This is a genomic window from Dinghuibacter sp. (genome assembly GCF_035492835.1).
Taxonomy (GTDB): Bacteria; Bacteroidota; Bacteroidia; order Chitinophagales; family Chitinophagaceae; genus Dinghuibacter.
On sequence record NZ_DATJIY010000035.1, the window covers coordinates 1 to 24,731 of the forward strand.

Genomic DNA, 24,731 nt, shown 5'->3' on the forward strand with positions numbered 1-24,731 from the left:
AACGGGGTGGGATGCCACTTTTACCCCGTTTTGCGAAACGTTTCGCAAAACGGGGTAAAAGAGGCATCCCACCCCGTACTCCACGCCGGCAGGCTTAGGTGCCAGGAGAGGCGCACCGGTTGAGGATCGGCCGGTAAGTAGTAAAAAAAGGAAAGCCCCACCTGGAAAGGCGGGGCCATAATTATTAAAAGTACTTACTGTAACCTTATTCTTCCGGCATCTGGAACGTAATCTTCTGCCGGCGGAACGCCTTTACTTTACGACCGTTCTGCTGGGCAGGGGTCCACTTGGGACCGCGGCGGATCGCGTTTACCGCAATTTCGGCCAGCTTGGAGCCTTGCATGGTCAGGGCCGTTACGTCACTAACGTTACCGTCCTTGTCCACGATGAACTGTACCTCGCAGGTACCACTCTTGCCTTCGTCCTGGAGCTCGTCCATATGCGAAGTGATGGCCTTGCGTACGTATTCGTTCCAGGCAGCATCGCCACCGGGGAAGCCGGCTTCGATTTCTACCTTGGTAAAGACCTTGTTGTCATCGTCCGCGGGAGCGGAAACTACCTTGCTGCCCTGGTCCACCTTGGGCGGATTCACCACGTCGGGGGCCTTGATACCGGCCTGGTCGATGTGACCGATGGTGGTGTTGTCCAGATCGTCCTGTTGCTTTACTTCCTTCTTCTGATCGGGTTGGTCGACGATCTTGGGAGGCGTAAAGCTCTTGATTTCGATCTTCGGCGGCTCTACCTTCGGAGGAGGGGGAGGGGGCACCACCGGTGGGGGCGGCGGCTTGTTGTCCACGTTCGACAGCGTGACATCGGCGATGTCGACCTTCTTTTTACCAGCGTGCGTGTCATACCAACGGGAAAAGATCATTCCTGCGATACAAACCAGGGCAGCTGCAGCCGTGATGATCAAGGCGAGCGTCAGACGCTTACGGTACTCCTTGCGGAGCTTGTAGGCGCCGTAGTCCTTGTTCATCTTCTCGAATATGATATCGAGGATGTCGGCTGATAGAATTTTATTAGCTTCCATGAGTTTCTTTTTATCTATTTAATACCGTTGGCCGCTTCCGTCGCTTGCACCAGGGTGTATTCATCGGGACGAACCGCCACCATCGCGTACTTCTTGACGTCGTTGATGGTCATTTCGTCCAGGAGGGCCACGGCGTCAGCATAGGTTGCGTCCACGTCGGGCTTGATGATCACCACCAGCTTGTCGGCCGGAGTGCGGGACTTCTTGTCGATGATCTTATCCCGGATGCCCTTTACGTTGGTCACCTGCATGGTCTTCGGATCGTCCCCTTCATAATAATAGCACTGATCGCCTTTCCCCAGGATGATCGTGAACGCGCCGGACTTTGCCGCTTCGTTCTGTTCTTCCGGTTTGGCCGTTTCGTCCGGCATGATCAGTTTCATTGCCGTCGGTGAACTCAGGGTGGTGGTGAACATAAAGAAGGTGATCAGCAGGAAGCCGAGGTCCACCATCGGGGTCAGGTCGACCCGGGTAGACAACTTCTTACTCTTTTTGACACCTGGGCCTTTTTTCCCTCCCCCCCCTTTCACTTCCATCTCTGCCATAATCGTATCAGTTTAAATACGTTAAATAAATTTTTGCTTACGGGTTATTTCTTGTGGCGTTCGTCCCACAAGGCGCTTCCGGGAGGCGCGTCGGCCATGGCCGTTACGAGCTTGAAGTGGAATACCTTGTTGTCCGTGAAGGCGCGGAGCACCTCCTTGAAAGCAGGGTATTTCGCACCGTTGTCACCCTTCACCAGGACGTTGTCCGGCTGTTTGCCGCCGTTGGAGGCGAGCAGACAGGCTATCCAGGTCCTGAGCTGGTTGTTGGCCGAATCCGCGGCCGGGATACCCGGTTGCTTGAAGGCCTTGTACGAATCGGCATCGAGGTCCAGTACTTGCTTGAGCTCGCCAAAGGGAACCCCTATGCCGCCACCGCCGTTCAGGATCTTGATCAACCGTTTCTTTTCGACGTCGTTGAGGCCGAGATTCTGCTGTTGGCTCACCACGTCAACAAAACCGGAAAGCTCGTCTCCGTTGCTGTAGGTGAAAAAGACCTTCCCTTCCTTATCGAACAATACCTGGAGGGCGTTTTTGTCAGGCACGTCATCGGATGACACCGAACTGGGCGGAGCAACCTTGACCACATCCTCCGGTTTGAATTTCGTCGCCAGCATGAAGAAGGTCAACAGCAGGAATGCCACATCGCACATCGCGGTCATGTCTACCGTCGTACTCTTTCTTGGAATTTTGACTCTTGGCATTGTCTGAGTTTTTTGCTGATTATACTATTAAGATGCACGAGCCCCCCATTTTCCATAAAGAAATTAAACTTTTTTTTGGAAATTTTTCCCCAAAAACACGGAGTCATTGATTTCCAACAGTTTAATAATTCCTCGCCACAAGGCGGCGGGTCTTTGCCCGCTCAGCATGGGGTATGGGATAGCCCGTGGGCCCGCCTACTATTTGTAGTTGGAGGCGAAGCTCTGAGTCAGCGTAAAACCAGATTCGTCGATGCCGTAGGTGATGCTGTCGATACGGGTGGTGAATACGTTGTACATGATGATGGACACGGCGGAAGTACCGATACCGAGGGCCGTATTGTACAGGGCCTCGGAGATACCCTTTGCCAGGTCGTTGGCCGCGCTGGAACCACCGCTACCGCCTTCGCCGAGGGAGCTGAAGGCGCGGATCATCCCGATAACCGTACCGAGCAGACCGATCAGGGTAGCTACGGAAGCGATCGTGGAGAGGAACACCAGGTTCTTTTCCAGCATGGGCAGCTCGAGGGCGGTAGCCTCTTCGACTTCCTTCTGGATCGTCAGTACTTTTTGCTCGGTATCCAGTTCACTGTTACCGATCATTTCCTTGTATTTACGGAGACCGGCTTTCATGACGTTGGCGACGGAGCCTTGTTGCTTGTCGCACTCTTGAAGCGCTGCGTCTACATTCTTATTGGCCAGGTGGTATTGTACTTTGCGTACGAAGTCGGCGATATTGCCTTTTCCGAGAGCCTTGGTAATGGTCAGCAAACGTTCGATGACAAACACGATCACGATCAGGAACAGAGTAATGAGCAGCGGAACGATCGGTCCACCTTCGTGCATCTTACCCATCCAGTTAGCCCCCTTATTGTTCACAAAGTTGCTCTCGTTACCCAATACAAATACGTAAAAGGAAATCCCCGCAATCAAGCAAATCACTGGAGCAATCCAAGAAACTGCGTTGCTGGATTTCTTCGCTTGCACGGAGGTTCCGGCTTTTGCAGCAGTTGCACTTGCACCGGCGGTTACAGTTGATTTAGTTTCAGCCATGATCTTTTAATTTTCAATGTTGATGAAATGGTAAAAAATGGTTTTAGTACAGCAATTCTAAGGAAAAAAGTTCTCTGACGAACAAATTCTAAAAACAAATATTTTATGGGTAGCCTTGAAAGGTAATAAATTAATGAATATTGCCAAACAATATAGATTACCTTTTTCTAAAATATATAGCAGTTTTATGTTTTATAACCCATACCAGTCATCTACTCCATCGCCCTCTTGTACAAAGTAAGACCCAATGATCCTCGCTTTATATAATTTCAACGCTTAAACATCATTTCTCAACCTTCCGGCGGTCAAAATCAATTGCTTCAGCCGGAATCATCACCAAAAAAACCATTAGAGAGCGCATGAAAAACTTGCTTTTATCCTCGGCACTCATCCTGGCGTGCCTGAGCGGAATTCGTGTAGAAGCGCAAAACCGGAGACTGCCCACAGACTCCGCCTCCCACCCCATGGGCGGCCCGCGTGGAGAAGCGCCGAAGTCCGCCATCAAACCCTACAAAGAAATCATCACCGCCAAAGCGGTCTCAAAATCAGGACTTTTTACCATTCACCACGTTGACGACAAATGGTACTTCGAGATACCCGATTCCATTCTCGGCCGGGAGTTCATGGCGATCACGCGCTACTCCAAAACCCCCGGGGGCGCCGGCATATATGGCGGCGAAGTCGCCAACCAGCAGACGATGCGTTGGGAAAAAGGCCCGGATAACAAGCTCTTCCTCCGGACCATCACGCTGATCAGCGTCGCCAAGGACAGCACCGAGCCGATCTACAGAGCTGTCAGGAATTCCTATGTCGACCCGATCGCCGCCGCCTTCGACATAAAGGCCTTTGGTCCCGATTCCACCAGCACCGTCATCGACGTCACCGACTTCTTTAAAGGAGACAATCAAGTGGTCTCCCTGGACCCCAATGCAAAACGTCGCTTTAGCCTTGGCGGTCTGGCGGCCGACCGGTCCTATATAGAAAAGATAACGACCTACCCCATCAACACCGAGATCCGGACGGTAAAAACCTGGAGCTCCAGCCCCATGCCCTCCAACCCGCTCATGCCTGGTGGCGGCGGACGCGCCTTCCCCGCCGCCGGCGACGCCGGTGCGGTCACCTTCGAGATCAATACCTCGATGCTGCTGCTCCCCAAAACGCCCATGAAACGGCGTCTCTTCGACCCCCGGGTAGGCTTCTTCTCCGACGACTTCACCGTCTTCAGCGACGACCAGCAGAAGGTCGACGAATCCAATTTCATCTGCCGCTGGCGTCTCGAACCCAAGGACGAGGACATGGACAAGTACCTCCATGGCGAACTGGTCGAACCCAAAAAGCAGATCGTCTATTATATCGACCCCGCCACCCCCAAGAAATGGCGTCCATACCTGATTGCCGGCGTCAATGACTGGAACAAGGCGTTTGAGCAGGCCGGTTTCAAAAACGCCATCGTGGCCAAGGAATGGCCCGAAGACGACACGACCATGAGCCTCGAGGACGCGCGTTTCGCCGTCATCCGCTACTTTGCTTCCGACATCGAGAACGCCTACGGCCCCAACATCCACGACCCCCGCAGCGGCGAAATCCTCGAAAGCCACGTCGGCTGGTACCATAATGTCATGAAGCTCGTACACGACTGGTACTTTATCCAAACAGCCGCCGTCGATCCCCGCGCCCGGAGCATGCATTTTGATGACGACCTGATGGGCAACCTCATCCGTTTCGTTTCCTCTCACGAAATCGGACATACGTTGGGTCTGCGCCACAACATGGGCTCCAGCAGCACGGTCCCCGTGGAAAAACTCCGTGACAAAGCCTTCGTGGAAGCCCACGGACACACCCCCTCCATCATGGACTACGCCCGCTTCAACTATGTCGCCCAACCCGAGGACAACATCACCGAAGCCGGTCTGTTCCCCCGCATCGGCGACTACGACCGCTGGGCTATCCAATGGGGCTATCACTATATCCCGGGCAGCCAGGACGAAAAAGCAGACAAGAAGGCCTTGTCCAAGCTGATCATCGACAGCCTCAGCCATAACCCCCGCCTCTTCTTCGGCACCGAGACCAATCCCTACGATCCCCGCGAACAAACCGAAGACCTCGGCGACAACAGCATGAAGGCAAGCGCCTACGGCATCAAGAACCTGAAGCGTATCATCGTGAAGCTGCCCGAATGGACCAGGGAGGAAGCCGATACGTATGATAACCTGGAAGAGATGTACCAACAGCTCTATGGCCAGTTCCAACGCTATATGTACCACGTCGTAAAGAACATCGGCGGCGTATACGAGACCCCCAAGAGCATAGAGCAACCGGGCGACGTCTATGAAACCACGCCCAAGGCCCGTCAACAGGAAGCCGTGGCGTTCCTCAACGAACAGCTCTTCACGACCCCGACCTGGCTGCTGGACAAGAACATCATCAACAAGTTCTCCCAGCCCACCACCGAGTCCATCAGCGACCTCCAGGACAACGTCCTTGGTTCCATACTGTCCGCCGGCCGTCTGGAAAGACTGACCATTTCGGGTAACCGCACTACCGATCCCTACACCATCGAAGACCTGATCGCCGACCTCAACAAGGGTATCTGGGGCGAGCTCGGCACCGGGAAGACCATCGACAACTACCGCCGCAATCTCCAGAAGAGCTACGTCGAGCACCTCATCGGTCTGCTCGAAGCCAAGCCCTCCCTGGGCATCAACTTCAGTAACCGTGGCGTGTCCATTACGCAGGGTGAGGACCCCATGAAGTCCGACGTCCCCGCCGAAGCCCGCGCCGCCCTCGTGAGCCTCCGCGCCCGCCTCCGCGCCGCCATCCCGGCCGCCCACGACGTAGTGACCCGCAACCACCTCCAATACCTCGCCGATCACATCACCGATGCGCTCGAGCCCAAGAAATAGCGCTTCCCACGCGCCAACAAAAAAGCGGACCAAACCGGTCCGCTTTTTTTATACACGCAAAAAAAATCTACTCGTACCTCAACGCCACAATCGGATCCAGCCGCGCCGCCTTCAGCGCCGGCCATAATCCCGCGATCAGCCCGGTAATAGAACAGATTATTATCCCCAGGAACGCCCAAAACCAGGGCACCACAAACCCCGTCCCGAGAAACGCGGCAAACAGGTTCCCCACAAGGACCCCGAGGATGATCCCGAACGCCGCCCCGAACAAAGAAATCAAGACGCTTTCCAGCAGGAACTGCGACCTGATGGTGGCGCGTCGCGCCCCGAGCGACTTCACAAGCCCGATCTCCCGGGTACGCTCGCTGACGGCGACGAGCATGATGTTCATGAGACCGATGGCGGCGCCGAGCAGGGTAATGATCCCGATGACTATGGCGCCCAGGCGGACATACAGCAACAAATTATCCAGCTGGTTGGCGAGGCTGTCGCTGCGGTCGATGTAGAAATTGTTCGCCTCCGAAACGGCCAACCCACGCACCTGCCGGAAAACGCCCGTAGCCTCGCCGATGGCCGCGTCCATCTGCTGGATGTCACGAACGGTAACGCTCAGGTTGAGGGAATTGGTGAAGTTGGTGTATTCGCGGCGGACGTTGTTCAGGGTGGTAATGATAATGTTGTCCAGGCTGAGGAAGGAGCTGGCGCCCTTGGCCTTAAGCACGCCGATGACGCGGTAGCGGCTGCCACCCACGCGGATGACGGTGTTTTCGGCGGTACGCCACGCATCCCCAAAAAGCTTTTTGGCAACGTCCATCCCCAGGATGGCCACGTTCCGGCCGGTCTCCAGGTCGAGCTGGGAAAAATTGCGGCCAATCTCCAGGGAATATCCGCTGCTGTAGAGATAGTTCTCGTCGCCCCCGATCATCCTGACCGTGGGGTTGGTCTTATGGGTTCCGTAAAAAACCGAGGCGTTGTAGTCCCCGATCTGGGAAATGCTGACGGCGGCAGGGAAGGTAAAGCGTTTTTTAAAGCCCTCGGCCTGAAAATAGGTGATGGCCTTCCCCTGTTGCGACAACTTTTCGGCATTCTTTTTCGACGTCTTTTTGGAAGCGTCGCCACCACCGTCGCCAAAAAAATCCCTGGCGCGATAGTGGATCACGAAGGTATTGGCCCCCAATAGGGTAAAGTTCTCGTAAATGCTGTTGTTCATCGCCTCTATCGCCGTCATGATCCCGATCAGGGCCATGATGCCGAGGGCGATGATGGCGATCGTGATACCGGCCCGGAGGCGGTTGGTCTTGATCGTGTGGAACGCCAGCGAAAGCGTATCGGAGAACTTCATCCCCCTAAAAATACCACTTTAAAAGAATAACTGCCAGTTCAACAACAGATCATAAGGTATAACGCCCAACAGGATAATTAAAATCGTCAGCCCGACCATACCCGTCTTGAGCCCCGTGGAGACCGGGGAAAGGGCGGGGTTGCCGTCCTTGAAATACATGGCCTGGATCAGGCGGAAGTAGTAGTAGACGCTGACGGCCGCGCAAAGGACAGCGAAGACCAGCATATAGGGGCCCTGACCGGCCTTGACCAACGCGGTCAGCATATAATACTTGCCCAGGAAACCGCCCGTAAGGGGTATCCCCGCCAGCGACAAAAGACAGATCGCCATCGTCAGGGCCAGGAGGGGTTCCTTTTTGGCCAGGCCGTTAAAACCCTCGTACGAATGATCCTTTACCCGGGTCAGTACGGCGAATACACCGATCGTGGCCAGGCAGTAGGAGGCCGTGTAGACCAGGAGGCCATCGGTAGCAAAGCTATTGTGGGCATAAACCGCCATCAGCATAAACCCCGCCTGGGCGATGCTCGAGTACGCCATCATGCGTTTGGCGCTTTGCTGGAAGACGGCGGTCAGGTTCCCGATCAGCAGGGTGGCCACGATCAGGACCAGCATGGCCAGGCCCCAGGTATATTCGGACTTGGCATATCCCTCTCCAAAAAGCTTCAGGAAAGCGATAAAGCCGCCCGCCTTGACGATGGTCGCCATAAAAGAAGTAAAAACCGTGGGCGCCCCGTCGTATACGTCGGGCGTCCAGAAGTGGAACGGCGCCACCGACACCTTGAAAGCCATGGCAAACAGCAGCAGGAGCAACCCTGCCTTTGTCAGCGCGGGCAGCGTGGTGATCATCATCCCAAACGGCAGGTTGGCCGTACCCAGGTCGAACCGTCCGGAGTCGCCATAAATGAACGCGATCCCGAGCAGCATGATCCCCGTGGAAAACGAACCCATCAGGAAGTATTTCAGCGCAGCCTCGTTGCTTTTCAGGTTCTTCTTGTCCGAACCGGTAAGGATATAAAGCGGGATCGACAGGATCTCGATCCCCAGGAACAGCATCAGCAGGTTGTTGTAGCTGGCGCAGAGCGTGATGCCCGTAATCACGAAAAAAACCAACGCGTAGTAGTCGAAACCGCCGGGTCCCACCGCCTCGATGTCGCGACCCGACAACAGGAAGTAAAACAGGACCGAAACCAGGACCACCGTTAAAAACAGCTCGGTATATCCCTGGAAGTTCAGCATCCCGCCAAAGGTGGACTTCGTGATCACCACGCCGGATACGTCCCCCACGCTGCCCAGCAGCAGCAGCAGGATGCCCGCGACGGCGAAGTAGGTGGCGGCGCCGGTCTTTTTAAAGATCAGCCCGCCAAACATCATCACAATGCCCCAGAGGGTCGACAGTATAAGTACGTTCATGTTGCGCTTTAAATTATTTGAGCTGTGCGATAATGGCGTGAACCGTTTCTTCCGTCATCCGGAACAAGGGCTCCGGATATACCCCGTATACAATGATGAGGATCGTGATCCCCGCCAGCATCAATTTCTGGTTGAGTTTGAGATCGGGCATGGTGCTCGTCAGGGCGTTTTCCTTGCCATAGATCACCATCTGCACCATCCGCAGCGTATAGACCGCCCCCAGGATAATGCTCAGACCCGCAAAGGCCATGTACCATACGTTGAATTGGTACAACCCGTCGAACATCAGGAATTCCCCGATAAAGGCGTTGGTCAGTGGCAGCGCCACGTTGGCCAGCGACATGATCACCAATAGGATGGCAAGTGACGGCGCGGTGGTGGCCAGACCGCCCAGCTCGCTCATCTTGCGCGTGCCCAGGCGTTGCTCGATCGCGTCGATCACGATCCACAATCCTATTATGTTGATCCCATGGTTGAAGAGCTGAACGAGCACCCCTTGAAAGCCTATCTGGCTGCTCGAAAACACCGCCGCGCACATAAGACCGATGTGGGCGATGGATGAATAGGCCACCATCCGTTTCAGGTCGTCCTGACGGAAGGCGATCAGCGACGCGTAGACCATACCCACGACGCTCAGACCGATCACGACGTTCTCAAAATGATGGACCGCTTCGGGGAAGATCGGCACCACCCAGCGGATGACGCCCAGCAGACCCATCTTCACCATGACGCCGCTGAGGATCATCGTCACCGATGTAGGAGATTGCTCATACGTATCGGGCTGCCAGGTATGGAAGGGGAAGATCGGCATCTTGATCGCGAAGGCCACGAAGAACATCCAGAACAGGATGTCCTGCTGGTCCGGCGTCAGGTGAACCCGGTAGAGCGACTCCAGCGCAAAAGAGCTTTCGGGGTTGAGCGCATAGAGATACAACAGCCCCACCAGCATGATCAGCGAGCCGACAAACGTATAAATGAAAAACTTGAACGTGACCTGGATGCGGCGTTCGCCCCCCCATCCCGAGGACAGGAAGTAGACCGGGATCAGTGCCAGTTCCCAGAAGAAATAGAACAGCAACCCGTCCGCCGCCAGGAAAACACCCATCAGACCGGCCTGCGACAGGAGCATCAGCCCGTAATAGACGGAGGGGTTCTTATAGGTGTTGTGATACGTCGAGACCAGGACGAGGACCAGCGAAATACCCGTCAGGAGGACCAGGATAGCCCCCATGCCGTCGATGTGCAGGGAGAACGAGGCGCCCAGGTCGCTCAGCCAGTCCCCCTTGAAGGTCCTGGCAGACGCATCCTTGTCCACGGCCGCCGCGATCGATACACCCAGGGTCGCCACGGAGGCCAGCAGGGACCAGATCTTTGCCGCGCTCCCCTGCTTCAGCAGAAAGGTCACGCAACCGGTGACGAGCGGAATCAGAATAAGTAACAATGCTAACATATCGCCTACCTGGTTTTATATAAAGAGTTGGACAATAAAAAGAACGACCATACCGATGACCATCAGCAGGATATAGGTCCCCGCCTGACCGCTTTGCAGCAGCCGGATCTGGCGGCCTGAATACTGCACCAGCCGGCCGATCCCATTGACGATCCCGTCCAGTCCCAGGCGCTCCACGTATTTGTTGAGGAAGCCCGCCAGCCCGTTGATGGGTCTTACAATCACGGCGTCATACAGCTCGTCCACATACCATTTGTTCTCCAGTATCTTGGCAAAGCCCGTGGCTTCCTTACCGGGGCCTGTGAATTTGGCGAATTTGGCCAGCGCCCACGCCGAGCAGATCAGGATCAGCACCACGCTGGCGCCGGTCAGCGCCCATTCGACCCCGGCCGGCGTTTCGGCCAGCGGCTTCATATCGGTCGACGCGGCGAATACCGGCGCCAGGAATTTCTCGAGTATGTGCGCGTCAGGGTGCATATACGCCGGTATCCCCAGGAACCCCGCCCCCGCCGCGAGCACCGCCAGTACGATCAGCGGAATCGTAATGGCTGCCGGGCTTTCATGGAGATGATGCTCCTGCTCATGCGTCCCACGGAACTGACCCAGGAATGTCATGGCCAGCAGTCGGAACATATAGAAAGCCGTCATCAGCGCGCCAAACAAACCGATGATATACAGCACCGGGTTATGCGCGTAAGCGTGCGAGAGGATTTCGTCCTTGGAAAAGAACCCCGAGAACGGCGGTATTCCTGCGATGGCGATCGTCCCGATCAGGAAGGTAATCCAGGTTACGGGCATAAACTTGCGCAAGCCCCCCATCTTCCGGATGTCCTGCTCCCCGCCCATGGCGTGGATCACGCTGCCGGCGCCAAGGAACAGTAACGCCTTGAAGAAGGCGTGTGTCATGACATGGAAAACGGCGCCCGTATACGCTCCCACGCCTAGCCCGAGGAACATATACCCCAGCTGGCTGACCGTCGAATAGGCGAGTACTTTTTTGATGTCGTTTTGCTGGATGGCGATGGATGCCGCCAGGATCGCCGTGCACAACCCGATGACCGCGATCACGCCTTCGGTGGCGGGGGCCAGGGTGTAAAGGACGTTGCTACGGGCGATCATATATATACCCGCGGTCACCATCGTCGCCGCGTGGATCAACGCGGATACCGGTGTAGGGCCGGCCATGGCATCGGGCAACCAGGTGTAGAGCGGGATCTGGGCGGATTTGCCGGTCGCGCCGATAAACAACAGGAGCGTGATCCCGGTCACGACCGAAGTGGTCACCCCACCCTGGGCGCGGGAAAAGACGTCCTGGTAGTTCACCGACCCGAACTGCGCCAGTATCCAGAATATGCCGATCAGGAAGGCCAGGTCGCCGATGCGGTTCATGATGAAAGCCTTCCTGGCCGCGTAGTTATAGTCCCCGTTGGTGAACCAGAACCCGATCAGGAGGTAGGAACAGAGCCCCACGCCCTCCCAGCCGATGAACATGATCACGTAGTTGGCGCCCAGCACCAGGAGCAGCATCGAGAACACGAAGAGGTTCAGGTAGCAGAAGTAGCGCGCGAAGTGGTGCGGCTTCTCCTCATGCATATAGGAGGTGGAATAAATGTGGATCAGCGAGCCGACCCCGGTAATGATCAGCAGGAACAAGGAAGAAAGCTGGTCAACCTGGAAGGCGAAGTTGATGTTCAGCGTACCGAAGTGGATAAAGTCAAACAGCTTTACCGTGACAGGCGTGAACCCGGGGGTGCGAACCTCGTTAAAGATCATCACGCTCACCACGAAAGAAGCCAGCACCGTGGCGCACCCGATCAAACCCGTCAGGGTTTTCGACCAGAGGTTGCGTCCCAGCCCGATCACCAGGAAGCCGACCAGCGGGAACAGCGGAACTAAGTAGACTAATTGACTCATATCTAGTGTTTCAACCGATTCAGGAAATTAACGTCCACCGAGTGGGTATTCCGGTACATCATCACGATGATGGCCAGCCCCACGCTTACTTCCGCCGCCGCCACGACCATGATGAAAAAAACGAACAGCTGTCCTTCGGTGCCCACCGTGGTTGCCGCGCCCTGGTTAGCCGCCGCTATCGCGTGGTGCATCTTGGAGAAGGCCACCAGGAGCAGGTTTACCGCGTTCAGCATGAGCTCGATACACATGAAGATGATGATCGCGTTGCGCCGGGTGAGGACACCCGTCACGCCGATGCAGAACAGGATGACGCCGAGAAAAATATAATAGTTGATTGGCATAATCGCTTTAGTTTTTCTTCCCGATGACCACGGCGCCGACCATGGCGCTCAGGAACAATACGCTGGAAATTTCGAACGGCAGGATGTACTGCTTGAACAACACCTGGCCCAGGTTCTCGATCAACCCGATGGAGCCGGTGCCCATTTCAACCGTTTTGGCCTGATTCTCGGCGCCCTTGAGCGCCGCTACCAGGATCAGCAGCAGACAGCCGCCCGCCACCACGCCCGCCAGCTGCAGCCACTTGTTCTTTGTCTGCTCGGCGTCCGCGTCCAGGTTCATGAGCATGATCACGAACAGGAACAGCACCATGATGGCGCCCGCATACACGATCACGTTCACCACCGCCAGGAACTGCGCGTTCAGGAGGATATAGTGGCCGGAGATCGCGATAAAGGTGATGATCAGCCAAAGCACGCTATACACCGGATTCTTACGCGTAATGACCATCAGCGCGCTAAAAATCGTCAGGATGGAAAGGAACCAGAATAATATTTGCGTAATGCTCATCTTGTGTGACGTTTAGTGTTGCCCTTTGGCCTTCGCATAGCCTGCGGGATCGGTTTTCGGATCAGGGATCAGGAGCACGTCCTTGCCGTATATAAAACCCTTGCGTTGATAGTTGGACGGGGCAAACGTTTCGGACAGGTAAACCGCGTCCTTGGGACAGGCCTCTTCACACAGCCCGCAAAAGATACAGCGGAGCATGTTGATCTCATACCGGGCCGCATACTTTTCTTCCCGGTAGAGGTGCTCTTCACCCGGTTTGCGCTCGGCCGCTTCCATGGTGATGGCCTCCGCCGGGCAAGCCAGCGCGCACAAACCGCAGGCGGTGCAGCGTTCACGTCCTTCCTCGTCCCGGTTCAATACCTGGAGACCCCGGAAGACCGGGCTGAAAGGACGCGTTTCCTCAGGATAGCTGATGGTCGCCTTCTTCTTGAAGAAGTGCTTCAGCGTAATAGCCATCCCCTTCGCGATATTCCATAAGTAGAGCCGTTCCACGAAAGTCATCGGGTGGCGGTCCACTGCTTTTGCCTTATTGGATAGTGCGTTCATAATCTCATTTTTTGCCGCGCCTCCGGCGCGGCCCGGTTTATTTTTTCAACCACAATACAATCGCGCCCGTTATCACCATATTCGCCAGCGCCAGCGGAATCAGGTTGTTCCACCCCAACCGCATCAGCTGGTCGTACCGGAACCGGGGAATCGTCCACCGGATCCACATGAATACGAATATGAAAAAGATCGTTTTTGCGAACAAGGCGATCACCCCTACGATGGCGGCGAGGTTGGGATCGGCGATGTGTACCCACGGCAGGCTGTATCCCCCAAAGAACAGGGTCGCCATGATCGCGCTGCTGATGAACATATTCACGTACTCCGCGAACAGGTAAAAGCCGAGCTTCATCGAGGAATACTCCTGGTGGTACCCGAAGTTCAATTCGTTCTCGGCTTCGGACAGGTCGAACGGCGTACGGTTACACTCCGCAAGGGCGCAGACGAAGAAGATAATGAATCCGACCGGCTGGTACACCACATACCAAAAGCCGTGTGCCTGCTGGTCGGCGATCGTCCTGAGGGAAAGCGAGCCGCTGATCATCAGCAGCGATATCAGCGACAGGCCCATGGCCAGCTCGTAAGAGATGATCTGGGAGGCGCCGCGGACGGCTGCCAGTAGCGAGAACTTGTTGTTTGACGCCCAGCCGCCCATCATGATGCCGTAAACGCCCATGCTGACGACGCCGAATACATACAGGATACCGATGTTCACGTCGGCAATCTGCAAGGGTACTTCACGACCGCCGATGCTGAGCGGGCTCGACCAGGGAATGACCGCGCTGGTCATCATCGCAGTCAGCATCGCCAGACAGGGACCCAGGATGAAAAGGAATTTATTGGAACTGCTCGGGAAGATTTCTTCTTTCATAAAAAGCTTCAACCCGTCGGCCAGCGGCTGGAAGAGACCAAAGGGTCCCGCCCGGTTGGGACCGATGCGGTCCTGCATAAATGCCGCCACCTTACGTTCCCCCCAGGTAGAATACATGGCTACCCCCAGGGAAATCGAAATGATCACCACGATCAGGATCAGCTTCTCCGCAAAAAAAACCCAGTCAATCGCTAAAAGGTGCATAGTCTTATTTGTTATTGAGTTGCGGCGGCGCGTCCGGCGTACCAAAATCATCCGAATGCGCCGGGCCCGGCAGCTGTGACAAATCGATGTTCGGCCGGTTCACCTGGCTTACGCTGTGTATATCCATCAACAGGCGGGGCGGTCTGCCCATCACCTTGGGTTCGATCTCGTGGGGTTTGTGCACATCGCCCAGGTAGTGGTTCGCCGAAATGACCGAGTGGCGGTTGACCTTCGTCGGCCCCTCGATCACCCAGTCCTTGGTGGCCTTCTTTTCAAAACGGCATTCGTTACAGATCCACTCCTCCACTTCCCCGAATTCATCCTTGCGCGCCGTAACGCGGAAGACCTCGTCGCCGCGGTACCACAGCTGCACCTTGCCGGAGCACTTGGGACAGTCGCGGTGTGCGTCCACCGGTTTGAGGAACCATACCCGGTTCTTGAACCGGAAGGTCTTATCGGTCAATGCGCCCACCGGGCAAACGTCGATCACGTTCCCGATAAAGTCGTTGTCGAGGGCCGTTTGTATATAGGTCGCGATCTCCGCGTGCTCGCCCCTGTCCAGGATACCGTGCACCCGGCGGTTGGTCACCTGGTCCGCCGTGAATACGCAGCGGAAACACATGATGCACCGCGTCATGTGCAGCTGGATATAAGGACCCAGGTCGTGTTTTTCGAACGTCCGGCGCGGGAACTGGTAGCGCGTGCCCGCCGCGCCATGATCATAGCTCAGGTCCTGTAAGTTACACTCCCCGGCCTGGTCGCAAACCGGGCAGTCGAGGGGGTGGTTTATCAGCAGGAACTCCACGACCCCTTTGCGTGCGTCGATCACCTTTTCGCTGGTGATACCCTTTACCACCATCCCATCCATCACCGTGGTCCGGCAGGAAGCCACCAGCTTGGGCATCGGCCGCGGATCGGCCGTGCTCCCCTGCGCTACCTCCACCAGGCACGTCCGGCACTTGCCGCCGCTGCCCTTCAGCTTGGAGTAGTAGCACATGGCGGGAGGCGCCATGTCCGGACCGATCTTCCGGGCGGCGTTGAGGATCGTCGTTCCCGGCTCTACCTCGACGGTGATGTTGTCTATCGTGACTTTGAATAACTTCTTCTCGTCAGCCATATCTATATGTTTTAGGCCGTCGCCGCCGGAACCGGCCGCGGGTCTGCATAGTGTGCCAATCCATAATTATGCTTCAGACACTCTTCCGGGTTGTCCACGTGCCACTCGAACTCGTCGCGGAAGTGCCGTATCGCCGCCGCCACGGGCCAGGCCGCCGCGTCGCCCAACGGGCAAATGGTATTGCCCTCGATGCGGCGCTGGATGTCCCACAGCAGGTCTATATCGCTTTTCTTACCCTTGCCGTACTCGATGTTCTTCAGGATACGGTGCATCCAGCCCGTGCCTTCGCGACAGGGCGAGCACTGACCACAGCTTTCGTGCTGATAGAACCGGGCCAGCGTCATCGTATGCCGGACCACGCACTGGTCCTCGTCGAGCACGATAAAGCCCCCCGAGCCCATCATCGAGCCTGTGGCAAAACCGCCATCGGCCAGGCTCTCGTAGGTCATCATGCGGGTTTCTCCCTTGGCCGTCTTGAGCAGGAGGTTGGCCGGCAGGATGGGCACCGACGAGCCGCCGGGTATACAAGCCTTCAGGCGTTTCCCCTTGGGGATGCCGCCGCAGTATTCGTCCGAATAGATAAATTCTTCCACGGAGATCGTCATGTCGATCTCGTATACGCCCGGTTTGTTGATATTGCCGCAGGCGGAGATCAGCTTCGTCCCCGTGGACTTCCCGACCCCGATCTTGGCGTATTCTTCGCCGCCCAGGTTGATGATGGGCACCACCGCCGCCAGGGACTCCACGTTATTGACCACCGTGGGGCGGTCCCAGGCGCCCTTGACCGCCGGGAAGGGCGGTTTGATTCGGGGGTTGCCCCGCTTGCCTTCCAGGGATTCGATCAGCGCGGTTTCCTCGCCGCAGATATAGGCGCCGGCGCCGCGGTGTACATATATTTCACAGTCGAACCCGCTGCCCAGGATGTTCTTCCCCAGCCAACCGTTGTTCTTTGCCTCGGCGATCGCCTGCTCCAGGATGTCGGCCACCCATGCGTATTCTCCCCGGATATAGATATAGGTCGCGTTCGAACCCAATGCGTACGAAGAGACGATCAGTCCTTCGACCAGCAGATGCGGCAGGAACTCCATCAGGTAACGGTCCTTAAACGTGCCCGGCTCCGATTCGTCCGCATTGCACACCAGGTGGCGCGGCACGCCTTCCGGTTTTGCAATGAAGCTCCACTTCATGCCCGTGGGAAAACCGGCTCCGCCCCTTCCCCTCAGACCGCTCTTCTTGACCTCTTCGACCACCTGCTCCGGGCTATAATTCCGCAAGGCTTTTTCCACGCTGGCATACCCGCCTTCACGGCGGTAGGTATCGTAATACCGGATGCCTTCCACGTGCGCCTTTTCCAATAACAGTTTACGTCCCATATCTGTAATGTGATGCTACTTCAATTTAAACCGAACGCCTCCGCTGACGAGGCCCAGGAACCCATAGCCCCCTTCCAGGAAAACGGTGACCTTATTGCTACCGACACTGGCGCCGATGGCGGTCACTTGATAGGCAAAGCTCTCATAGCTGGTTTTCGGATCCGGCGTTTCGTTCGAGTTGTTTTCCTTCAATTTGGAGGTCACCCAATAGGTACCGCCAGCCAGGCCGCCATAGAGCTTGAACCCGGGAAAGCTCCAGTAGTTCCACTGAACCCTTGCCATCGCGGTCACATAATTGTGGTTTGTCTTTTGCTCGCCTCCGATGGTCTGGTTGCCCGACGAGTAGGTAAACTGGTTCTTTACCATCATCGACTCGTAGGAGCCTTCCACCCCGACGGTAACCTTCCAAACCTTCGCGTACACGGCCGCGTGAAATGCGCCGGTGCTGGTCACGGTTTCCGTTCCCTTTACGGTATTGGAGAAAAACTCGGCACGGGTCTTCACATCCCCGGAGAGCATGGGCGGGGTGAAACCGCCATAACCAATCTCGATACCCGGGTTCAACAATTGCGCCTGGGCGAGGCTACCCAAGCCGGCAATAAACAATACAACGAGGATTACTTTCTTCATATTGGGATTTGTTATCATTGACAGCACACTTCGTTTAGCGAGTTAAGCGTGCTTCTTCTATGATCTTATCGATTTTTTCTGTCGTCAGGTGCTCCCGGTAGGTCGTCCCCAGCTGCATCATGGGCGCATACCCGCACGCCCCGAGACACTCCACCGGTTTGAGCGTGAACAGGCCGTCCGCCGTGGTTTCGCCGGGGTTGATCGCCAGTTTTTCACGGATATAGGCGATGATATCGTCGCTCCCGTTCAACATACAGGGACCCGTCTGGCAAACCTCCAGTACGTATTTGCCCACCGGCTTCGTATTCAGCATGGAGTAAAACGTAGCCACCTCGTAAACCTCTATCGGCTCCAGCTCCAGCAGCCCCGCGACATAGTCCATGACCGGCACGTCCAGCCAACCCCCGAACTGATCCTGGGCGATGTGCAGCACCGGGATGAGGGCGCTCTTTTGCCGTCCCTCGGGATAGTGTGAAACTAGTTCTTTGACCTTGGCTAATAGTTCGTCGGAAAACTGTATCATATATAGTCTAACTCTAATAATTTGGGCCTTTGGCCTAGGCATCCATTTCCCCCGCAATGAGGTTGAGGCTGCTCATAGTAATTACAGCATCGCTCAGCATGCTCCCCTGAGTGATCTCCGGGTATGCCTGGTAATAGATAAAACACGGACGGCGGAAGTGAAGCCGGAACGGCGCCCTCCCCCCATCGCTGATCAGGTAGAAGCCCAGCTCCCCGTTAGCCCCCTCCACCGAGTGGTACACTTCGCCGGCCGGCATTTCCACCTCGCCCATGATGATCTTGAAGTGCCAGATCAGCGCCTCCATTTTCGTATAGACATCTTCCTTCTTCGGCAAATAGTACTCCGGCACGTTGGCGTGATACACTTCCGCATCCGCTCCCTTGAACTCCTGTATTTTCTCGTACGCCTGGCGGATGATGCCCAGGGATTCCCACATTTCCTGCTCGCGGACGAGCCAGCGGTCATAGTTATCGCCCGTGGAGCCCACCGGGATGTTGAAGGAAAAGTCCTCGTAGGAAGAATACGGGTTCATGGCCCGTACGTCATAGTCCACCCCCGTGGCGCGGAGGTTCGGCCCCGTGAATCCATAGTTCAGCGCCCTTTCCGCGGAAATGCCGCCGGTGCCCATCGTCCGTTCCATGAAGATGCGGTTCCGCATGAACATGTTCTCGAACTCCTTCAGCACCGCAGGGTATTCCCTCAGGAATTTTTCCAGCTTTGTAAAGGCCGTATTCGTAAAGTTCCGTTCGAACCCGCCTATCCGTCCGATGTTCGTCGTCAGCCGCGAGCCGCAAACTTCTTCGTAGATTTCATAGATCAGCTCCCGGTACTGCATCACGTACAGGAAACCGGTATAGGCGCCGGCATCCACCCCCACGATCGAATTACAGATCAGGTGGTCGGAGATACGCGCCAGCTCCATGACGATGATCCGCAGGTAGTCCACGCGCTTGGGCGTTTTGACGCCCAACAGCTTTTCGCACGTCAGGTGCCATCCCATATTGTTGATGGGAGAAGAGCAGTAGTTCAACCTGTCCGTCAGGGGGGTGATCTGGTAGAGTGGACGGCGCTCGGCGATCTTTTCAAAGGCCCGGTGGATATAGCCCACCGTGGAGTCCGCCGATACGATCCTCTCCCCATCCAGCTCCAGTATATTCTGAAATACGCCATGCGTTGCCGGGTGGGTTGGACCCATGTTCAAGGTGGTCGTCGTCTTTTCGATCGACCCGTCCGGCAATTTAACGTGTTGGTGTTGTTCTGACATAAAGCTGTTTTCTATATTCCAATATGACCGCCCCGTCCAAACATCTCGTCGTCCTTGTCCGTGCGCGTCTGGTCTTCCAGCGGGTACTCCTTGCGCATCGGGAAATAGTCCATTTCGTCAACGTTCAGCACCCGTTTGAGGTTCGGATGGCCGACAAAGTTGACGCCAAAGAAATCGTATGTTTCGCGCTCCATCCAGTTGGCCGCCGAAAACAGGCTGGTGGCCGTGAATACATCCGGCTTCGCAATATCGGTGAATATCCTGAACCGCAACCGCACGTTGTCCTCCAGGTTGTGCAGGTGGTAGACCACGGCCAGCTCCCCGCCCTTGCGATCGGGAAAGTGTACCCCGGTCAGGTCGGTCAGGAAACGGAACTTCAATTCCGGGTCATCGTAGAGGAACTGCATTACTTTGAGGTTGAGGTCCTTGGGCGCGGTGAAGGTTAACAGCCCGTAAGGCTCCTCTATATCGGTAAGCTGATCACCGAAGTGCTCGGTCAACTTTTTAGTAATGGTTTCGTTCGTCAAGGGCATAAGTAGTTATTGTATCCCGTAGCTTTCCATCAATTCTTTATACTTATCGGAGGTACGGCGGCGTATCACCTCTTTATTGTGAACCAGTTCCTGGACCTTCATAAATCCATCCAGAATGGCTTCCGGCCGCGGCGGACACCCCGGCACGTATACATCCACCGGGATGATCTGGTCGATACCCTGGAGCACCGAATAGGTATCGAATATACCACCGGAGGAGGCGCAAGCGCCCACCGCCATGACCCAGCGGGGTTCCGCCATCTGCAGGTATACCTGTTTGACCACCGGGCCCATTTTCTTGGCGATCGTTCCCATGACCATCAACAGGTCGCACTGGCGGGGCGAGAAACCAACCCGTTCCGCCCCGAAGCGGGCAAAATCATAGGTGGCGCCCATTGTCGCCATGAACTCGATACCGCAGCAGGACGTGGCAAACGGAAGGGGCCACATGGAGTTGGCCCGGCCCAGCCCGACGACCTTATCCAGGGACGTGGCAAAAAAACCTTCGCCGGAATAGCCTTCGGGACCTTCCTTGACCAGCTTCACATCGGCTTGCGCATTAATATTGAATCTAACCGGGCGTGCCATGATATAATATTTTTATTCTTCCCAATGAAGGGCGCCTTTTTTTATGATATAGATGAACCCTACCAGGAAAAGCGCCACGAATGCCAAAACGGCCGAAAACCCTTCCCAACCCAAGGCGCGGAAATTCACCGCATAGGGGTAAAAAAAGATCACTTCCACATCGAAAAGCACAAACAGGATCGCCACCAGGAAGTACTTGATCGCCATCGGGTGACGGGCGTCGCCCACGGAAGGGATACCGCTTTCGAAGTTCTTGAGCTTGTCTGCCGTTTTGCGCTTGGGGCCCAGGAGGTGGGTCCCTACCATCATCAGGACAACGATAACGATGGCGACAACCAGCTGGAGGACGATGGGCAGGTAATGGGCTGCGCTGTTTGCGTCTGCGGCTGCAGCAACATTCCGGGCCTGCAGGAATAAGTCATCCATTTCAGTAGGATTGATTTTTGACAAAAATAAGACAGAGTGGCCAAACCGGCCAAAAATAAAAGGGGGGCCAAAGCCCCCCTTCGCTATCGTTTGTAAGTAAAAAGCCCTTTATTTCCCGGTCTTTCCACCAGCCTGTTGCTTGGCGAAGTACTTATCCAGCGTATCCTTCAGATGCTTGAAGCTTTCGTTGGAAGGATCGTAGTACAGGTACTTGTTGACATAATCCAGGAGCGTCTTGTAGTCCTTTTTCTTCAGATAGTACTGAATCATGTATTGGATGCCGACCTTGACCTGGGAAACGAAATTGGCCGAGTCCTTGGATGCGGTGGCGGCGGCGATCATCTTTTCGAAGTACGGTACCGCCAGACCCTTGTCGAAGTTGGGGTCGAGGGCCCAGTTGGAGCGCGCCCTCCAGTAGTACCCATAGACCGAATAGTCGGGGAACTTGTCGATGTATACGCCAAAGACGCTGTCCGCACGGGTATACAGGGCGTTGTAGACGTTAAAGTTGGCGGAGTCACGACCCTTCAGGGTGTCTGCGCTGGTGAACAGCTGGCTACCCCAGTTGTACAGGTCGTTGGGGTTGGGCTCCTTGTTCATCTGGTAAATCTGCCCAACCCAGTAGGCCTTCTGTACGGGATCGCCCAACGAATCGGAAAGGGCGGCCGCGTAATTCACGTAATTCAGCTTGTTGGCCTCGAGCGTGTCCATGGCGATGGCGTGACGGAGGAAGGAGAAAACGGAGTCTTTGCTGAACCCGCCCTTGAAATAGATATGGGCGGCTTCCTGGTAGTTCTTCGCCGTCAGGCTGTCGTCGGGATGCGCAAAGTAGGTATCGATATCGGTCTTTGCGTCATTATAGGCCCTCAGGGAATCCTCGGAATAAGCCATCAGCTTGTAGTAGTGCGGCTTGAAGGCGTCCGGGGTGGTGGCCAGGAGCTGTTTGCTCTTGGAGATGGCGTCCTGGAAATGCTGGCTCGCGTACAGGATATCCACGTTCGCCTGGTCGACGAGCGGACCCGGGTCCGCATGGGCCGTATACTGGGTCAGGTAGTCCTTCGACTTCTCGACGTCCCTGGTATAATAGTGGACATATAACCGGTAGTAGGCGGGTCCGTAGTTCGGATCGGCGGCGATGGCTGCCTCGTATTCCGGAACATACTGGGTCGGGTTCCGCTGGGTCTCATAAATCAACCCGGTCTTGTAGTGCGCGGCGGCATACTTGGGGTCCGCCTGGAGCGCATTGTTATAGTTGGTTACGGCATTACCCCCATCGATCAGCTTGGCGTAAGCATCCCCCAGACCGACGTATAGTGCGGATTCTACGTGCTTCTTTTCCTTTTCGATGGCCGAATTCAGTTTTTCGATGGCATAGTTGGCGTCCCCGGCGGGTACGTCCACGTTTACCTTGGCGACCGCGGAGAGTACGTTGGCGTCCTTACCCTTGGTCAGGCTGATGGCCGTTTCGAAGTGGTTGCGGGCGTCCGCATTCTTCCCCGAAAGCAATTCATTTTCGCCCGCGCAGATCAGCGCCCAGGGATCGTTCGTATTGGCAGCAACCTTCGAGTACAGGTCCTTTGCACCAGCGGAATCCTTCAGACCAAATTCTGCCTGGCCCAGCCAAAAGGTAATTTCCCCATCGTTGGGCTTGCTTCCCAAAGCCTTTTGCAAGGCGTCCTTTGCGCTCTGGTACCGCTGATAATACAGGAATCGCTTTCCATCTTCCACAGATTGGGCAAAGGTCATTTTACCCAAAGCCAGCGCCACTGCAACTAAGCTGACTCTCATTTTCATTGTCAATTTCGTTTTAAGTGTGTGTTCAAATTTTTATATATAGAAAAACAGTTTGCCGCCGTCACTTATCCACCTTCGCGTCCCTGACGATGAAGGCCATGACGGCCGGCACCAGGTAAGCCCTTCTGAAAATCAGCTGCCCCCTTTGGTATTTCAAAAAATCTACCAAACCGCTACCCAGCCCGTCATAATTTTCCTTCTTTATATAATATAAACCACGGGTGAAAGGATAACTTTTTGTTAAAATCTCCTCCTGGGTAGGTACAACATAGGTTTTTCCGGGACACCGGGTACACTGGACTCCGCAAATCCGGACCTTATCCCTGTAGCCAGCCTGGATCGTATCCTCCGGGTTGCCGATCCAGTTCACGCCCACGAACCCCATGGCGTTCCGGTTGGCCGCCACATAGGTGATCACGTCCGTGCTGTTGGCCGCGGCATAGACGTGACCCGTGTCGAAAGCGCTCCCTTTCAGGATCGAATCCATAGCAAAGCGAATCGTCGATGTAGCGTTCAATCCGTCGAAGACGGGGGTATACGCCACCTGGCCCTTGCCTTGTCCCTTCAGGATGTCGGCAATCTCCCCCGGGGTAAATACGGAATCGGGGGAGCCGGCGTTGACAATGATGGCTACCGCGTCGTACGCCAGTACATCGTACTGGACGTCGAATTGCAGTCTGGCCTTATAGTATGCTGCTTCAGCTTCCGTAAGTCCCCTGGTCACAAACACCATACGCACGCTGTCCTGCTGCAGGTCCTTCAGACATTCCGCCTCCGGCTTATAGGATACCCGGATGTCCGCCCTTGGATTGGACGACCGGAAAACCTTCAACTCCTCCTCCATCACCGGTCTGAAAGACTCGTCCACGCTGATGTTGATCCGGCCGGATGCCAGGGAATCGGTGGGATGGGTTCCCGTCCTTTCCCCCGTGGGTTGCCCGCACGCTGACACTATCACACAAAGAACTGCCCAAACCCAGGAATAGATCCTCTTGTTCATCAATAGTTTTTTTGGATGCCCCTAAGGATACGCCAGCCTCCGTAAACCAGGATGATGACACCCAGGCCAATCTCTATGGGCCTTGCTATGAGGTCGAATTGTATCCCCCATCGCCTATAGAGAAAAAGGAAGAGACCGGCCGCCACGTACAACACACCCATCGTAAAGTCCCGGAGAGCATGCACCTGGTCGTTCAATTTCCGGCGCTTCTCCTGTTGGTCCTGCATGTCCATATCTGTTCCTGAGTTGGGCAAGTTAAGGAAAAATTATTCGTCGCCACGCATAAAGGTCACGGGCAGGCTAAAATATACCGCCACCGGCTTCCCATTTTGGATGCCGGGCGTCCATTTGGGCATTTTTTTCAGCACCCTGACCACTTCGTTGTCAAAAATCTGTCCTCCACTCTGCTGTACGGCATAGGCGCTCAGGCTGCCGTCCTTTCCAACCACAAAACGGATCATGACTTTTACCTTGGCACCCGATTCCAGCTCGTCCGGCGTTTGCAGATACCGCATGAAGAATCGCCTCAGGGCTTCTTCCCCGCCGGGAAATTCCGGCATTTTCTCGATCGGTATGAATCTGCCGTCCAGCGGACCGTCATCCCCGCCTTTTGCCGGGGCGTTCACGACGCCCGTTCCCGGTGTCACGCTGGCGCCCGCCGGCCCCTT

At 55.7% G+C, this 24,731-nt stretch carries 25 protein-coding genes; 1 reads left to right on the forward strand and 24 read right to left on the reverse strand.

Features of this window, described 5'->3' with window-relative positions:
• Nucleotides 1-205: 205 nt before the first annotated feature.
• The 4 genes from VL547_RS03440 to VL547_RS03455 all read right to left on the reverse strand — a co-directional run bounded on the left by VL547_RS03440 (nucleotide 206) and on the right by VL547_RS03455 (nucleotide 3,152).
• On the reverse strand, nucleotides 206-1,030 hold the full coding sequence (locus tag VL547_RS03440) for an energy transducer TonB (RefSeq protein ID WP_325575214.1): 825 nt from the start codon (nucleotides 1,028-1,030) through the stop codon (nucleotides 206-208).
• Nucleotides 1,031-1,044: 14 nt separating this feature from the next.
• Nucleotides 1,045-1,575 carry a biopolymer transporter ExbD gene (locus VL547_RS03445; protein WP_325575216.1) on the reverse strand — a complete coding sequence of 177 codons (531 nt, stop codon included), beginning with the start codon at nucleotides 1,573-1,575 and terminating at the stop codon, nucleotides 1,045-1,047.
• 44 nt (nucleotides 1,576-1,619) lie between these two features.
• A complete protein-coding gene (locus tag VL547_RS03450) occupies nucleotides 1,620-2,276 on the reverse strand; it encodes a biopolymer transporter ExbD (protein WP_325575218.1) in 657 nt (218 codons plus the stop codon).
• A gap of 198 nt (nucleotides 2,277-2,474) precedes the next feature.
• Nucleotides 2,475-3,152, reverse strand: a complete 678-nt coding sequence (locus VL547_RS03455) for a MotA/TolQ/ExbB proton channel family protein (protein ID WP_325575220.1) — start codon at nucleotides 3,150-3,152, stop codon at nucleotides 2,475-2,477.
• Nucleotides 3,153-3,685: 533 nt separating this feature from the next.
• Between VL547_RS03455 and VL547_RS03460 the strand changes: the two genes are divergently transcribed.
• Nucleotides 3,686-6,229 carry a zinc-dependent metalloprotease gene (locus VL547_RS03460; RefSeq protein ID WP_325575222.1) on the forward strand — a complete coding sequence of 848 codons (2,544 nt, stop codon included), beginning with the start codon at nucleotides 3,686-3,688 and terminating at the stop codon, nucleotides 6,227-6,229.
• A gap of 67 nt (nucleotides 6,230-6,296) precedes the next feature.
• On the opposite strand, the gene VL547_RS03465 is transcribed toward VL547_RS03460, so the two are convergent.
• The 20 genes from VL547_RS03465 to VL547_RS03560 all read right to left on the reverse strand — a co-directional run.
• On the reverse strand, nucleotides 6,297-7,571 hold the full coding sequence (locus VL547_RS03465) for an ABC transporter permease (RefSeq protein ID WP_325575224.1): 1,275 nt from the start codon (nucleotides 7,569-7,571) through the stop codon (nucleotides 6,297-6,299).
• 18 nt (nucleotides 7,572-7,589) lie between these two features.
• Entirely contained in the window at nucleotides 7,590-8,981 is a 1,392-nt protein-coding gene (locus VL547_RS03470) for an NADH-quinone oxidoreductase subunit N (protein ID WP_325575226.1), read from the reverse strand.
• Between the two features lie 13 nt (nucleotides 8,982-8,994).
• A complete protein-coding gene (locus VL547_RS03475; RefSeq protein WP_325575228.1) occupies nucleotides 8,995-10,431 on the reverse strand; it encodes an NADH-quinone oxidoreductase subunit M in 1,437 nt (478 codons plus the stop codon).
• A 15-nt stretch (nucleotides 10,432-10,446) separates the two neighbouring features.
• Nucleotides 10,447-12,345, reverse strand: a complete 1,899-nt coding sequence (gene nuoL / locus VL547_RS03480; RefSeq protein WP_325575230.1) for an NADH-quinone oxidoreductase subunit L — start codon at nucleotides 12,343-12,345, stop codon at nucleotides 10,447-10,449.
• Between the two features lie 2 nt (nucleotides 12,346-12,347).
• Nucleotides 12,348-12,689 carry an NADH-quinone oxidoreductase subunit NuoK gene (nuoK, locus tag VL547_RS03485; RefSeq protein WP_414648328.1) on the reverse strand — a complete coding sequence of 114 codons (342 nt, stop codon included), beginning with the start codon at nucleotides 12,687-12,689 and terminating at the stop codon, nucleotides 12,348-12,350.
• Nucleotides 12,690-12,693: 4 nt separating this feature from the next.
• A complete protein-coding gene (locus VL547_RS03490; RefSeq protein ID WP_325575234.1) occupies nucleotides 12,694-13,194 on the reverse strand; it encodes an NADH-quinone oxidoreductase subunit J in 501 nt (166 codons plus the stop codon).
• 12 nt (nucleotides 13,195-13,206) lie between these two features.
• A complete protein-coding gene (gene nuoI / locus VL547_RS03495; RefSeq protein ID WP_325575236.1) occupies nucleotides 13,207-13,740 on the reverse strand; it encodes an NADH-quinone oxidoreductase subunit NuoI in 534 nt (177 codons plus the stop codon).
• A 37-nt stretch (nucleotides 13,741-13,777) separates the two neighbouring features.
• Nucleotides 13,778-14,815: an NADH-quinone oxidoreductase subunit NuoH gene (gene nuoH / locus VL547_RS03500; protein ID WP_325575238.1), complete on the reverse strand. Its 1,038-nt coding sequence runs from the start codon at nucleotides 14,813-14,815 to the stop codon at nucleotides 13,778-13,780.
• A gap of 4 nt (nucleotides 14,816-14,819) precedes the next feature.
• The gene (locus VL547_RS03505) at nucleotides 14,820-15,932 is read right to left on the reverse strand and encodes a 2Fe-2S iron-sulfur cluster-binding protein (RefSeq protein ID WP_325575240.1); all 1,113 of its coding nucleotides are present in this window, start codon (nucleotides 15,930-15,932) and stop codon (nucleotides 14,820-14,822) included.
• 11 nt (nucleotides 15,933-15,943) lie between these two features.
• Nucleotides 15,944-17,305 carry an NADH-quinone oxidoreductase subunit NuoF gene (gene nuoF, locus VL547_RS03510; protein WP_325575244.1) on the reverse strand — a complete coding sequence of 454 codons (1,362 nt, stop codon included), beginning with the start codon at nucleotides 17,303-17,305 and terminating at the stop codon, nucleotides 15,944-15,946.
• Between the two features lie 15 nt (nucleotides 17,306-17,320).
• Complete coding sequence (locus VL547_RS03515; RefSeq protein ID WP_325575246.1) at nucleotides 17,321-17,935, reverse strand: hypothetical protein; 615 nt, start codon at nucleotides 17,933-17,935, stop codon at nucleotides 17,321-17,323.
• A 34-nt stretch (nucleotides 17,936-17,969) separates the two neighbouring features.
• Nucleotides 17,970-18,458, reverse strand: a complete 489-nt coding sequence (gene nuoE / locus VL547_RS03520; RefSeq protein ID WP_325575248.1) for an NAD(P)H-dependent oxidoreductase subunit E — start codon at nucleotides 18,456-18,458, stop codon at nucleotides 17,970-17,972.
• Nucleotides 18,459-18,492: 34 nt separating this feature from the next.
• Nucleotides 18,493-19,722, reverse strand: a complete 1,230-nt coding sequence (locus VL547_RS03525) for an NADH-quinone oxidoreductase subunit D (RefSeq protein ID WP_325575250.1) — start codon at nucleotides 19,720-19,722, stop codon at nucleotides 18,493-18,495.
• A gap of 11 nt (nucleotides 19,723-19,733) precedes the next feature.
• The gene (locus VL547_RS03530) at nucleotides 19,734-20,255 is read right to left on the reverse strand and encodes an NADH-quinone oxidoreductase subunit C (protein ID WP_325575252.1); all 522 of its coding nucleotides are present in this window, start codon (nucleotides 20,253-20,255) and stop codon (nucleotides 19,734-19,736) included.
• 6 nt (nucleotides 20,256-20,261) lie between these two features.
• The gene (locus tag VL547_RS03535) at nucleotides 20,262-20,843 is read right to left on the reverse strand and encodes an NADH-quinone oxidoreductase subunit B (RefSeq protein ID WP_325575254.1); all 582 of its coding nucleotides are present in this window, start codon (nucleotides 20,841-20,843) and stop codon (nucleotides 20,262-20,264) included.
• Between the two features lie 12 nt (nucleotides 20,844-20,855).
• Entirely contained in the window at nucleotides 20,856-21,269 is a 414-nt protein-coding gene (locus VL547_RS03540) for an NADH-quinone oxidoreductase subunit A (protein WP_325575256.1), read from the reverse strand.
• A 108-nt stretch (nucleotides 21,270-21,377) separates the two neighbouring features.
• Nucleotides 21,378-23,057, reverse strand: coding sequence for a tetratricopeptide repeat protein (locus VL547_RS03545; protein WP_325575258.1), 1,680 nt, complete (start codon nucleotides 23,055-23,057; stop codon nucleotides 21,378-21,380).
• Nucleotides 23,058-23,124: 67 nt separating this feature from the next.
• Complete coding sequence (locus tag VL547_RS03550; protein WP_325575260.1) at nucleotides 23,125-24,063, reverse strand: substrate-binding domain-containing protein; 939 nt, start codon at nucleotides 24,061-24,063, stop codon at nucleotides 23,125-23,127.
• Nucleotides 24,063-24,296, reverse strand: a complete 234-nt coding sequence (locus VL547_RS03555) for a hypothetical protein (RefSeq protein WP_325575262.1) — start codon at nucleotides 24,294-24,296, stop codon at nucleotides 24,063-24,065. The genes VL547_RS03550 and VL547_RS03555 overlap by 1 nt, the downstream gene beginning before the upstream one ends.
• A gap of 33 nt (nucleotides 24,297-24,329) precedes the next feature.
• Nucleotides 24,330-24,731: energy transducer TonB (locus tag VL547_RS03560; RefSeq protein WP_325575264.1), on the reverse strand; the 402-nt coding region annotated here is incomplete at its 5' end.

Bases quoted from the DNA above. Each gene is read 5' to 3' on its own strand.
- VL547_RS03465 (WP_325575224.1), bottom strand. From the start codon at position 7,571: ATGAAGTTCTCCGATACGCTTTCGCTGGCGTTCCACACGATCAAGACC.
- VL547_RS03445 (WP_325575216.1), bottom strand. From the start codon at position 1,575: ATGGCAGAGATGGAAGTGAAAGGGGGGGGAGGGAAAAAAGGCCCAGGT.
- VL547_RS03490 (WP_325575234.1), bottom strand. From the start codon at position 13,194: ATGAGCATTACGCAAATATTATTCTGGTTCCTTTCCATCCTGACGATT.
- VL547_RS03540 (WP_325575256.1), bottom strand. From the start codon at position 21,269: ATGGATGACTTATTCCTGCAGGCCCGGAATGTTGCTGCAGCCGCAGAC.
- VL547_RS03555 (WP_325575262.1), bottom strand. From the start codon at position 24,296: ATGGACATGCAGGACCAACAGGAGAAGCGCCGGAAATTGAACGACCAG.
- VL547_RS03530 (WP_325575252.1), bottom strand. From the start codon at position 20,255: ATGCCCTTGACGAACGAAACCATTACTAAAAAGTTGACCGAGCACTTC.
- VL547_RS03505 (WP_325575240.1), bottom strand. From the start codon at position 15,932: ATGGCTGACGAGAAGAAGTTATTCAAAGTCACGATAGACAACATCACC.
- VL547_RS03545 (WP_325575258.1), bottom strand. From the start codon at position 23,057: ATGAGAGTCAGCTTAGTTGCAGTGGCGCTGGCTTTGGGTAAAATGACC.
- VL547_RS03470 (WP_325575226.1), bottom strand. From the start codon at position 8,981: ATGAACGTACTTATACTGTCGACCCTCTGGGGCATTGTGATGATGTTT.
- nuoI (WP_325575236.1), bottom strand. From the start codon at position 13,740: ATGAACGCACTATCCAATAAGGCAAAAGCAGTGGACCGCCACCCGATG.
- nuoF (WP_325575244.1), bottom strand. From the start codon at position 17,305: ATGGGACGTAAACTGTTATTGGAAAAGGCGCACGTGGAAGGCATCCGG.
- nuoL (WP_325575230.1), bottom strand. From the start codon at position 12,345: ATGAGTCAATTAGTCTACTTAGTTCCGCTGTTCCCGCTGGTCGGCTTC.
- VL547_RS03525 (WP_325575250.1), bottom strand. From the start codon at position 19,722: ATGTCAGAACAACACCAACACGTTAAATTGCCGGACGGGTCGATCGAA.
- VL547_RS03475 (WP_325575228.1), bottom strand. From the start codon at position 10,431: ATGTTAGCATTGTTACTTATTCTGATTCCGCTCGTCACCGGTTGCGTG.
- VL547_RS03550 (WP_325575260.1), bottom strand. From the start codon at position 24,063: ATGAACAAGAGGATCTATTCCTGGGTTTGGGCAGTTCTTTGTGTGATA.
- VL547_RS03515 (WP_325575246.1), bottom strand. From the start codon at position 17,935: ATGAAGAAAGTAATCCTCGTTGTATTGTTTATTGCCGGCTTGGGTAGC.
- VL547_RS03450 (WP_325575218.1), bottom strand. From the start codon at position 2,276: ATGCCAAGAGTCAAAATTCCAAGAAAGAGTACGACGGTAGACATGACC.
- nuoH (WP_325575238.1), bottom strand. From the start codon at position 14,815: ATGCACCTTTTAGCGATTGACTGGGTTTTTTTTGCGGAGAAGCTGATC.
- VL547_RS03440 (WP_325575214.1), bottom strand. From the start codon at position 1,030: ATGGAAGCTAATAAAATTCTATCAGCCGACATCCTCGATATCATATTC.
- VL547_RS03460 (WP_325575222.1), top strand. From the start codon at position 3,686: ATGAAAAACTTGCTTTTATCCTCGGCACTCATCCTGGCGTGCCTGAGC.
- nuoE (WP_325575248.1), bottom strand. From the start codon at position 18,458: ATGATACAGTTTTCCGACGAACTATTAGCCAAGGTCAAAGAACTAGTT.
- VL547_RS03535 (WP_325575254.1), bottom strand. From the start codon at position 20,843: ATGGCACGCCCGGTTAGATTCAATATTAATGCGCAAGCCGATGTGAAG.